This window comes from Pedobacter sp. (assembly GCF_040513095.1).
Classification (GTDB): domain Bacteria; phylum Bacteroidota; class Bacteroidia; order Sphingobacteriales; family Sphingobacteriaceae; genus Pedobacter.
In genome coordinates, this window is the sequence record NZ_JBEVDX010000127.1 from 1 (window position 1) to 11,339 (window position 11,339).

The 11,339-nt window shown below is 42.4% G+C and carries 12 protein-coding genes; 9 read left to right on the forward strand and 3 right to left on the reverse strand.

Going from position 1 to position 11,339, the window contains the following annotated elements; genetic code table 11:
- Nucleotides 1–327: 327 nt before the first annotated feature.
- A complete protein-coding gene (locus ABWY16_RS14620; protein ID WP_353905385.1) occupies nt 328–1,014 on the reverse strand; it encodes a S24 family peptidase in 687 nt (228 codons plus the stop codon).
- A gap of 317 nt (nt 1,015–1,331) precedes the next feature.
- Here ABWY16_RS14620 and kbl point away from each other — a divergent pair, with 317 nt between their 5' ends.
- From kbl to ABWY16_RS14650, 6 genes are all read left to right on the forward strand, one after another.
- Nucleotides 1,332–2,525 carry a glycine C-acetyltransferase gene (gene kbl / locus ABWY16_RS14625; RefSeq protein ID WP_353905386.1) on the forward strand — a complete coding sequence of 398 codons (1,194 nt, stop codon included), beginning with the start codon at nt 1,332–1,334 and terminating at the stop codon, nt 2,523–2,525.
- 112 nt (nt 2,526–2,637) lie between these two features.
- Nucleotides 2,638–3,675 (forward strand): phenylalanine--tRNA ligase subunit alpha, encoded by a 1,038-nt coding sequence (gene pheS, locus ABWY16_RS14630; protein WP_353905387.1) that lies wholly within the window; start codon nt 2,638–2,640, stop codon nt 3,673–3,675.
- The gene (locus tag ABWY16_RS14635; RefSeq protein WP_353905388.1) at nt 3,675–4,088 is read left to right on the forward strand and encodes a Rieske (2Fe-2S) protein; all 414 of its coding nucleotides are present in this window, start codon (nt 3,675–3,677) and stop codon (nt 4,086–4,088) included. The genes pheS and ABWY16_RS14635 overlap by 1 nt, the downstream gene beginning before the upstream one ends.
- Entirely contained in the window at nt 4,088–4,663 is a 576-nt protein-coding gene (locus ABWY16_RS14640) for a TetR/AcrR family transcriptional regulator (protein ID WP_353905389.1), read from the forward strand. The genes ABWY16_RS14635 and ABWY16_RS14640 overlap by 1 nt, the downstream gene beginning before the upstream one ends.
- 320 nt (nt 4,664–4,983) lie before the next feature.
- Entirely contained in the window at nt 4,984–6,399 is a 1,416-nt protein-coding gene (rlmD, locus tag ABWY16_RS14645; protein ID WP_353905390.1) for a 23S rRNA (uracil(1939)-C(5))-methyltransferase RlmD, read from the forward strand.
- A gap of 6 nt (nt 6,400–6,405) precedes the next feature.
- A complete protein-coding gene (locus tag ABWY16_RS14650; protein ID WP_353905391.1) occupies nt 6,406–6,819 on the forward strand; it encodes a hypothetical protein in 414 nt (137 codons plus the stop codon).
- A 261-nt stretch (nt 6,820–7,080) separates the two neighbouring features.
- On the opposite strand, the gene ABWY16_RS14655 is transcribed toward ABWY16_RS14650, so the two are convergent.
- Both ABWY16_RS14655 and ABWY16_RS14660 read right to left on the reverse strand, forming a co-directional pair.
- On the reverse strand, nt 7,081–7,800 hold the full coding sequence (locus ABWY16_RS14655; protein ID WP_353905392.1) for a head GIN domain-containing protein: 720 nt from the start codon (nt 7,798–7,800) through the stop codon (nt 7,081–7,083).
- Between the two features lie 36 nt (nt 7,801–7,836).
- Nucleotides 7,837–8,553 (reverse strand): GIN domain-containing protein, encoded by a 717-nt coding sequence (locus tag ABWY16_RS14660; RefSeq protein ID WP_353905393.1) that lies wholly within the window; start codon nt 8,551–8,553, stop codon nt 7,837–7,839.
- A 137-nt stretch (nt 8,554–8,690) separates the two neighbouring features.
- Between ABWY16_RS14660 and ABWY16_RS14665 the strand changes: the two genes are divergently transcribed.
- From ABWY16_RS14665 to ABWY16_RS14675, 3 genes are all read left to right on the forward strand, one after another.
- Nucleotides 8,691–9,200 (forward strand): phosphoribosyltransferase family protein, encoded by a 510-nt coding sequence (locus tag ABWY16_RS14665; RefSeq protein ID WP_353905394.1) that lies wholly within the window; start codon nt 8,691–8,693, stop codon nt 9,198–9,200.
- A gap of 2 nt (nt 9,201–9,202) precedes the next feature.
- Complete coding sequence (locus ABWY16_RS14670; protein WP_353905395.1) at nt 9,203–10,261, forward strand: glycosyltransferase family 2 protein; 1,059 nt, start codon at nt 9,203–9,205, stop codon at nt 10,259–10,261.
- Nucleotides 10,262–10,371: 110 nt separating this feature from the next.
- Nucleotides 10,372–11,220, forward strand: a complete 849-nt coding sequence (locus tag ABWY16_RS14675; RefSeq protein WP_353905396.1) for a 4-hydroxy-3-methylbut-2-enyl diphosphate reductase — start codon at nt 10,372–10,374, stop codon at nt 11,218–11,220.
- Nucleotides 11,221–11,339: the final 119 nt, after the last annotated feature.

Sequence of the window (11,339 nt, forward strand, 5' to 3'; positions counted from 1 at the left end):
AGCGTAAACAATAATAAATTATGGTATTTCACGTTAACTTTTTGACATTTCGCTTATAAAGTAAGTTCCGTCTTATGCAAAGTTGTTAAAAAGTGTTAATATTGTGTAGTGAATGATTGGAATTGCCATCTTCGGGTGTTGAAGGTCTGATAAATGACGAGATTGACACGATAAGTATTGAATTTATGGAATTTCTCTTCTGAGAACTGTATGTTTTAAATACTATCATAAAAGAAAAACCCGTTCATACAGGTTTATATTTGGTTAGAAAAGGGATGACTCTGGATGGATCATCCCTTTCTTGTTAACCAATATTTGTAAAGCATCCTACAGTTGATTTCTGGTGATCTTTCCTTTTACAAGAAACAGTTTTTTGATGGCATTCCTGTCCAGGATGGTATCTCCTTTATAATTGGGATTTGATGCCCGGAGAACGATTTTGCTGTTGCTGTCGTGCTCAAAAAGTAGCTTCACGGTTGTGATGTTGTTCGCGTATTCGTCAGCAATGATCAGGTAAGCCTCGCCCCACTGAATAATATCTTTGTTGATCACTTCCCTCACCGCAATAATCTCTCCGCTTGCATACTTCGGGTACATGCTGTCCCCGTATACTGGTAAGTAAGCGTCACAGTCATTGAAGGGCCTGAAGTTTACATAGTATTCCGGTTTTTCCCGCAGGATGTTAAATTCACCTGAACAGATCTCAGATGGATTAATATTGATAAAAGGTACACCTTCAGTACTATCGTATCTGTTGGCCAGGGTAGCAGTATTCAGTTCGTCATCGGTAAACATATTTCCCAGCCCCGTGGCCAGCCAGGCTTCATTGATGTGATAGTGCCGTATCACATCTTCCGAAAGCCGTTTACCGATGCTCCTTGCGCCATTTTCTATAGGCGAGAAGTTGTTTACATGCTTTGAGATCACGCCATAAAACTCATGAAGTGTCATTTTCTTCGCCAGACGTATCTCTTTTAATCGTGGTCCGAAATTTTCTCTTTGATTGTCAGTCATTTATCTAATTAAGAAGTTTAATAATTAATATATAGCTTTTTACTTAAAAGGCTGATTTATCTTACCCTTATAATTTATTGCAATATAAGAAATAATTATCGGAATATGTAAGTGGTTTAAATTATTTTTTATTCATCAATGTTAATTTAAAGCGATTAGCACGTTAGGAGCACATTTATTTTGTTAATGCTGAGTGACAAGCAGGTTTTGTAGGTCCTGTTTGCCCAAAATCGCAAAACGCTGTTTTGCAGAAGATATTGCAGGCAGCAGTATAGTGATATTTTTATAACTTTGGCCGATCAATTATAAACAACGCTATGTACAAAACATTACAACCTGTTCTAAAACAGGAACTTGAGCAAATAGAGAAAGACGGATTATACAAACGTGAACGCGTAATTGTAACTCCCCAGGGGGCAGATATCAAAGTCAGCACCGGGCAGGAAGTTGTAAATTTCTGCGCAAATAATTACCTCGGTCTCTCCTCAGATCCAAGAGTAACGGCAGCAGCAAAAGATGCTATTGACAAATACGGCTACGGAATGTCTTCTGTCCGTTTTATCTGTGGAACGCAGGATGTACATAAAGTACTGGAAGAAAAACTGTCTCAATTTCTGGGTACTGAAGACACGATCTTATATGCAGCGGCTTTTGATGCCAATGGCGGAGTATTCGAACCTTTGTTTAACGAGCAGGATGCAATCATCTCTGATGAGCTCAATCATGCTTCGATTATCGATGGTGTACGCCTTTGCAAAGCCAAAAGATTCCGCTATAAACATAATGATATGGCCGACCTGGAGGAGCAGCTGAAAGCCGCTTCGGCAAACAGACACAGAATCATTGTTACCGATGGTGCATTTTCTATGGACGGTACCATTGCACAGCTGGATAAAATCTGTGACCTTGCAGATAAATACAATGCACTGGTCATGATCGATGAGTCGCACTGCTCTGGTTTTATGGGCAAAACCGGAAGGGGTACGCATGAACACTGTGGGGTAATTGACAGGATCGATATTATCACAGGGACTTTAGGAAAAGCCCTGGGTGGCGCTTCCGGGGGATTTACTGCCGGTAAAAAAGAAATTATTGATATGCTGCGCCAGCGGTCAAGACCATACCTGTTTTCCAATACACTGGCACCAGCTATCGCAGGTGCTTCTATTGCAGTGCTTGACCTGCTGCGTGAAACCACTGAACTCAGGGACAAACTTGAGAAAAATACGATGTATTTCCGTCAGCAAATGACCGCTGCCGGATTTGATATCAAGGAAGGTGTGCATCCGATTGTTCCCGTAATGCTGTACGATGCAAAACTGGCACAGGAGTTTGCAGCTAAAATGCTGGATGAAGGGATCTATGTAATCGGATTCTATTACCCTGTAGTTCCGCAGGGCAAGGCACGTATCCGGGTTCAGTTGTCAGCGGCGCACGAGCAGCACCATCTGGATAAGGCCATCGCCGCTTTTGTGAAAGTCGGTAAAGAGCTGAAAGTAATCCGGGATTAATTTTTTTTTAAATCTCCGCAGGGCCGCTTTTTGATTTCTTCAGAAGGCGGCCCTGCAATGTAAAGGAATGCCTGTTATAAATATATTAAGGATTAGCTGTATATTTGGCATTATGTTGCAGGATAAGATCACACAGTATACGATTGAGATAAATGCTTTTTCAACTGAAAATGCAGATGAATTAGAGCAATTTAGAATAAAGTTCCTTGGTACAAAAGGAATTATAAAAGATATTTTTGATGAATTCAAGGCTGTTTCACCGGAAGAAAAGAGGACACTGGGGAAAGTTTTAAATGAATTCAAACAGCTTGCAGAAGCAAAATATCAGACCCTAAAAGAACAGGACAGCACAGCAGCTGCAGGCAAAGATTCAGGTCTGGACCTGACGCTTCCGGGCGCAGGCTTCGAGGTAGGAACAAGACATCCGCTGGCACTGGTAAGAAGAGAGATTGTTGATATTTTCAGCAAACTGGGATTCGTGGTTGCAGAAGGCCCGGAGATAGAAGACGACTGGCATAACTTTTCTGCACTGAATTTTCCTGAAGAACATCCGGCAAGAGATATGCAGGACACGTTCTTTATCAGAAAAGGAGGTGAACACGGAGATATTGCATTAAGAACTCATACTTCATCAGTGCAGGTTAGGATGATGGAAGCGGGCAAACCGCCATTCAGGGCCTTAATGCCAGGAAGGGTTTACCGCAACGAGGCTATTTCCGCAAGGGCACACTGTTTCTTCCACCAGGTAGAGGGCTTATATGTAGACGAAAAGGTGTCATTCGCCGATCTGAAACAGACGCTTTTCTATTTTGTGCAGGAACTTTATGGCGAAGGAACAAAAGTGCGTTTCCGCCCATCCTATTTTCCATTCACCGAGCCTTCAGCAGAGATGGATATTTCCTGTACAATTTGTAAAGGCTCAGGATGCCAGCTTTGTAAATACAGCGGTTGGGTAGAAATATTAGGTTGCGGAATGGTAGACCCCAATGTATTGGAAAACTGTGGCATTGACAGCAAAAAATACAGTGGTTTTGCATTCGGTATGGGTATAGAAAGAATTGCCAACCTGAAATTTGAAATAAAGGACTTGCGTCTGTTCTCAGAAAATGACGCCAGGTTCCTTAAACAGTTTAAAACGTCGTTGATCTAATGTTCAGAGCTGCCTGGATAATTTTATTGGTGTTGGTTGTTAGTGGATGCGGGAAGGCTACCAATGTAGTACCTGATGTAGCTGTTAACCTGAACCTTCCTTTAACAGATCCAAGGCTGATCAATTTAAGCAGTTCAGGTCGCGCAGTACTGATCAATGGTTACGGCGTATCCGGTCTGGTGTTGTACAGAACAATACTCAACGGTTACGTAGCATATGATCGCTGCAGCACGGTGAACCCCGAAAACAGGTGCGCCGTTGTTCTGGATGAAGGAGCTTTTACAGTTTCCGATCCGTGTTCCGGAGCAAAATTTCTTTTAGAAGATGGTAGTCCGGCGAAAGCCCCGGCTACCCTTTCTTTAAAGCAGTATAGTGTAAGAGTATCAGGTAATACGTTACAAGTAACTAATTGATGGAACCAGAAAAGATTAAAGAGAGCATCATTAGAGCTGCTAAAGAGTTGTTCAGGAAATATGGCTATCATAAGACCAGCGTAAACGAAATCGCCAAAAAGGCAAAGATCGCCAAAGCTACCATATACAAATATTTCGAGAGTAAGGAGCAGGTGCTGGATGCGATCCTGATGGATTACCTTGATCTGAATCTCCATGAAATCTTAAAAAATAAAGCGCAGTTCAGCGATGAGGAAGAGCACCTGAAAGCACTGGTGATGAAAACATGCAGGCTTACCTATACGGTATGCAATGAGTTTATCGGCTGGGACTTTGTCCGCGAAAACGCAAACTCACAGGAGTTTCTCAAACATTTGTCAGACCAGCTGGAGTCGCTGCTGCTATCCGCATACCTGGGGCTCGACCACTTCAAAAATAACCCCTCCAGAAGAGAAGGACTGGCATTTCTGCTGAAAGCAAGCAAAAGCATAGTTTTTTCTTTCGCATTTACATCGGTCAGCGATTCTGATGTGCGCAAAAATTTCGTTAGTTTCCAAAAGGAAATACTCCCTTTCCTGGTCAAAGCGGCACTTTAAGCCTGTCCGGTATTAACAAGCGGATAAGTTAGTGTTATTTCTGTGTGTACCGATTTGGTTTTCGGTATAGAAACCGTTATATTTACGTATAACGTCGTTTCAAATGAGCAAAGAGATCTTAGAAATTTCTATTTTGGTTGATGAAAAATTTGATGTGAGCTTTAATCTCGTTGAAGGCATTTTTGGATTAATCCTGAAGGTTTTTGGAAAATAAAGGCTGATTACAGATCATCTGTTGATGGGTATAAATCTCATGCCCCTGAAATCCCTGTGCCCAAAAAATAGGAACTGTTAAATACAAGCTTTAGCTTTGCAGCAGAATGAGTAGAAATAGAAAAGCTGGAACAGTTACTATCCTTCCCAACTTAAGTATCATTGATATTGCTGAAGAGGGCAAAGGAGTAGCAAAAGCAGACGAGTTAGTCGTGTTTGTAGATAAAGCCGTGCCAGGCGATATCGTTGATGTCAAAGTTGTAAAAAAGAAAAAGAATTTTGCAGAGGCTGTTATAGAAACGCTGCATACTGCATCTGATTTAAGGACCGACCCTTTTTGCCAGCATTTTGGTACCTGCGGGGGCTGCAAATGGCAGCACATGCAATATGACGCACAGCTGCACTTTAAACAGAAAAATGTTGAAGCTGCGCTGCAGCGACTGGCAAAAGTGGATACTTCTTCGATGGAACCTATCCTGGGTTCGGCAGAAAACAAATATTACCGTAATAAACTTGAATATACCTTTTCAAATAAGCGCTGGCTGAACTCCCAGGACATGGAAGATCGTGATGACCTGGAAATGAATGCCCTTGGCTTTCACGTGCCGCTGCGCTTTGATAAGATCCTTGATATCCAGCACTGTTACCTGCAGGCAGAACCTTCAAATACCCTGAGAAACCAGGTTAGGGGATATGCACTCAGGACCGGTATGAGCTTTTATGACCTTCGTAACCATGAAGGAAACCTGCGCAATCTGATCATCAGAACTTCTTCAACCGGTGAGGTAATGGTGGTAGTAGTGTTTGCTTACGTAGAGCAGGAACAGGTAGACGGTCTGATGGAATACCTGAAGATTAATTTCCCCGAGCTAACCTCGCTGATGTATATTATCAACCAGAAAAAGAATGATACTATCTTTGATCAGGATGTGATAACTTATGCTGGCAGGGAGTATATTTTCGAGGAAATGAACGGGCTTAAATTTAAAATAGGCGCTAAGTCCTTTTACCAGACCAATTCATTGCAGGCGCATGAATTGTATAAAATTACTAAAGATTTTGCCGGATTTAAAGGCGACGAGCTGGTATACGACCTTTACACTGGTGCCGGTACAATTGCAAACTTTATCGCAGGTAGTGTGAAAAAAGTAATTGGCGTGGAGTATGTGCCTACGGCTATTGAAGATGCGAAATTCAATTCAGAACTGAATGGGATTGCCAATACCCTGTTCTATGCGGGTGATATGAAAGATATTCTCACTACTGCGTTTATTGAAGAACATGGTAAACCGGATGTTGTGATTACTGATCCTCCGCGCGCAGGGATGCATACTGATGTGGTTGAGCGTTTACTCGAAATGGAAGCTGAGAAAATTGTTTATGTAAGCTGTAATGCAGCTACGCAGGCAAGAGACCTGGCTTTGCTGAAAGAGAAATATGAAGTGAGCAGGATCAGGCCGGTGGATATGTTTCCGCATACCCAGCATGTCGAAAATGTAGTTTTGTTAAACCTGATTAAATAATTAGACATGGATATAGAAGAATTAATGCCGCAGCAGCCTGATCAGGCAGGTCAGGAGAAGAAAGTGAGCCCGCTGGTGAGTCTCGAAAAAGATCTTGAGTTGTATAAAGATTCGATTCATGAAATTGCTATCGAGATTATTGCTGAAGGCATTTCCAAGCATCCGATTTTTGTGGCCCATCAGCATACAGTGTCAATAGGGGAAATGATTCTGAACAGGGAAGAACTGAATACGAACTGGACTATCCAGGCTTCCATGTTTGAAGAGTTTGTAGAGAAGGGGATTATTCAGCCGGCTTATAAGGATTTGTTTTTAAAGGCTTATAAAAAGCCTGAAGATTATATGTGTGTTTTTGTTATTGTTCCTGAAGGGGCGAATTTTATTTATTACCCTTATACTGCGGGTGCTTCGAAAAGGTAATATTTTTTAGATCTTCTCTAAAAAATAATGAACCCTTCTATCGCTGCTGCATGCTGCTGAAGGGCACCATAAGGCAGCGATAGAAGGGTTCATTATTTTTTTTCAGCGTATCCAATGCATGGTGGCCATGCATGGTGGACAAGCATGGTGGCAAAGCATGGTGGACATGCATGATGTCAAAGCATGGTGGCCATGCGTGGTTGGAAAGCATGGTGTCAAATCATGGTTGGAAAGCATGATGTCAAAGCATGGTGGCCAGGCTTAAAGTATAGCCTTTACATTGCCGCTTTTGGAACCCGCCGAGTTTGTAACAACAGGGCTGCCTTTGTACCGGATATTGCCTCCACTGTTAGCTGTAGCTTGCAACTCTTTGCTTACGCTGATCTTTACATCGGCACCTGAACTGGCAGTTGCATTTGCGTACTCAGTCAGAAGGTCCAGTGTATTTACCCGGCTGCCTGAACTGGATTCCAGCGTTAATTTACCTGCAGATCCCTTCAGTAAAGCAGAGGCTCCGCTGCTTATTTTTACCTGTAGCTGAGGACAGTCCAATGAAGCTGATACTATGGCTCCGGAGGATACTGCGATATTGAGGATACCGCTTTTGATGGCATTTTCCGTTTTCACAGAACTGCCGTCGCTGGCCTCAAGAATGTTCAGGTTTTTATAGCTTATAAACACCTTTGCAGTTCTGTTCAGCCATCTTTTCTTAGTGCTTTTGATCAGCTCCCATTTGATATTCACACTGTTTCCCGATTGTTCCACGACCACTGCGTTGATGAGGCTTTCATCTGCAACAATTTTTGCAGACTCCGTTGTGCCCTGGGTGATAATCAGTTCTATGCCGGTGTTGACATGGATTTCTGAAAAATCTTTTAAGACGACATCCCGGGATTGCTCAGCCTGCGCTTTGGCAGCTGAGCTGAGAGATGTGATCAGGAATAAAAAGAGAACTGACTTGATTAATTGCAAGGATTTCATAGGAATGAGTATATTTCTGGTAGCCAAATATATTCATTAATCTATTCTGGATACACTTGAACTTCTGGAATTGCTTATGTTTTTTAAAGCTGCGGCACCTTTGTAACGGATATTGCTGCCACTGCTGGTGTTAGTTTCCAGTCCCTTCGTCACATTAATTTTGATATCGGCACCTGAGTGGGTATCCGCCCTTGCATACTGAGTAGCCAGATTTAAAGCATCTACGGAGCTTCCGGAGCTGGATTTAATTTCCATATTTGTAGCTGTTCCTGCGAGGGAGACCGAAGCACCACTGTTGGTTTGCAGCTGTAGTTCATTACAGGATATTTTGGCATTCATGCTGGCACCAGAAGATACGGATGCATCGAGGTGATCGGTTTTTAAAGTGTTTTGGGTAGTCAGGGAACTTCCGCTGCTGGCAGAGATGCTGTTTAGCTTTTTATAGGTGATGTATACTTTTGCATTCCTGTTTTTCCACATTTTCTTTATGCCCCAGCTATCTTTCCAGCCTACTTTGATGCGGTTGCCGCTTTTCTCCAGCACAACATCGTCGATTACATCGTCATCAGCAACTATTCTGGCCGATTCAGAACTGCCCTGAGTGATATAAAGGCCTATACCTGCGCCTACGGAAACTTCTGAGAAATTATTTATAGCTACATTCTTGGTTTCCTGGGCTTTTAAATCCAGCGTTAGGGCCGCTATTGTGAAGAGGCATAAAAACGCTGGTTTGATTAAGGATAATGATTTCATATCTGTTTATTTCTGTTAGGTTTATCTAAATTAGACGCCATACAGGTCCAAACGTTGCAACGTTTTGAAATTATTTTTCAGATATTTGATTCCGAAGCATAAAATCCTTCTTTTTGTACGATAACAAACATTTACAAATGGCCGATTCACGATTACTTATTCTAGATAAAAAACAAATCCAGCAAAAAATCAACCGTATGGCTTACCAGATCCTGGAAGATAACTTAAATGAAAAGGAAATTGTGCTGGCAGGTATTTGGGACAGGGGATATAAACTCGCACTGCGGCTAAAAGATATCCTGCTCGACATATCAGATCTGAAAGTAACCATGTTTAAAATAGAACTGGAGAAAGATAAAAGCAGCCTCTCTGCTGTGACCGATCCGGAACCGGCGAAAGTCAAAAATAAAGTAATAATCCTCGTGGATGATGTGCTGAACAGCGGCAAAACACTGGCCTATGGCTTTGGTGTATTTCTCAATACCCCCCATAAAAAGATTCGTACCGTGGTACTGGTAGACAGAAGCCATAAAATATTCCCTGTAGCTACAGATTTTGTAGGCCTGCAGATGGCTACCGTATTAAAGGAACATGTGGATGTGGTCCTGGATGTGGAAGGGCAGGAGGATGGCGTTTACCTGAGCTGATTATGCTTAATCTGGCGTTCATTTATATCATCCTGATCTTCCTGGTACTGCGTTTTAGTGTCACCCTGTTTAATTTTCTGTCCAACCCGAAACTGGGTAAATACAAAAAGCATTTTACCAGCAAGGTGTCTGTAATTATACAGGTAACTACGGATTCCTACAGCCTGATCAACCTGCTGAATTCCTTTAAAAAACAGGATTATACGAATATAGAAGTGATCGTTATCCAGCCTGTGAAATTAAAAACCAGTGCTGAGCTCAAAGCATTGTGTGACAGTGATCCCCGCTTTCAGCTCAGAAAAAGAAACACTTTTACGGTTGAAGAGACCACAGGCGAATACTTGCTGTTCCTGGAGCCTCAGGTTGTAATCCACAATGCTTTCATCAACAGTCTCATCTACAGGATGAAAGTCTTTAACCTTACTTTGCTCAATATTTTTCCCAGTCAGCAACTCTCGGGCCTGATGAACCATATCCTGCTTCCCTTAAACAGTTTCATCCTGTTCAACCTGATTCCGTTAAGACTGGTACGCCTCTTTTCAAGTCCCGTTTTCGCTGCAGGGAGCAGTGAATGCATGTTTTTTGAGGCCGAAACCTATAAAGCATACGGCTGGCAGCAGAAAGTTAATAAAAAAATCCCTGAAGCAGTAGATGTGGTCAGGGCTGTAAAGGAGGAAGGCTTCAAGGTAGAAACCCTGATCGGACATCAGCTGATTTCTCTGCCTGCACCGCTCAATACGAATCGTTTATTCAGCAAAACCGGAGGACAATTGCTAAAAGCTTTTGGCAATAACATCATTGCTGCTTTACTGTATGTGCTGCTTGTGGTTACCGGCCCGCTGATTATGCTGCTGAACTACGAGTACAGCCTCCTCATTCTTCCCGCAGGCCTCATCTTCCTCAGCAGGATCATGATCTCCTTCCTTTCTGGTCAGAACCCCGTCTGGAATGTGCTCCTGCATCCCGTCCAAATGCTTTTCCTGCTGGCTGCAGTCATTCGCGAAAGTTACAGGCGCACGATGCGTATGATCAGAAAAAAAAGTTCCGGCTATCAGAAGTAAGCGTAGCTTATATTGCTAATATGTTGGTAAGATAACAAACAACCAAACTCTTTTTGTGTAATTTTGTAGTTCAAATTGTGAGCGCGATGGCCATTGATAAAATAAATGATATGAAATACGATTTGTCTGTTACTATTGATAAAGCTTCAGGTTTTTGTTTTGGAGTTGTTTATGCAATAGAAATGGCCGAAGATATTCTGGCTGAAGAAGATTATTTATATTGCCTGGGTGATATTGTACACAATGATGAAGAGGTACGCCGGCTGACCGATAAAGGTTTAAGGATCATAGATCACGAGCAGCTGCAGGCCCTTCACAACGAAAAAGTATTGATCAGGGCACATGGCGAGGCACCTTCCACTTATGAGCTTGCCCTGCAGAATAACCTGATTTTAATTGATGCCTCCTGCCCTGTGGTATTGAAATTACAGAACAGGATTAAAAATTCATATGATGAGCGGGAGCAGATCCTGATCTTCGGTAAACACGGACATGCAGAAGTAATCGGCCTGCAGGGGCAAACTGACGGAAATGCAATTGTCTTCCAGGATCTTGCAGAACTGGATGGGGTAGAGCTGCCGGCAAAGTTTACGCTGTACAGCCAGACCACTAAAAGCACCGAGAAATTCTACCACATCAAAGACCAGCTGCTGAGCAGGGGATATGAAGTAAAGGCCAATGATACCATTTGCCGCCAGGTATCAAACCGTTATGAAGATCTGGAGAAGTTTGTAGTCAATTACGACAGGATCATCTTTGTATCCGGTAAAAAATCGTCCAACGGCAAGGTACTTTATGATGTCTGCAAAAAATACAATGAGCAGTCGTATTTTATTTCAAGCATTGATGAACTGGACCTGAGCTGGTTCAATCCAAATGACAGGATCGGTATATGTGGCGCAACATCAACCCCTATGTGGCTGATGGAACAGGTAAAAGGCCAGCTGGAATCATTCTGACCCGCCGCTGTTCATCATTAAAAAGTAATTATTAAACAGCCTCTTCGTGGGCAATTTAGCTAAGTGTATATTTGTTTAAGTTATCAATCTGTTATTTGAGTTCAGGTTGATTTCTATCT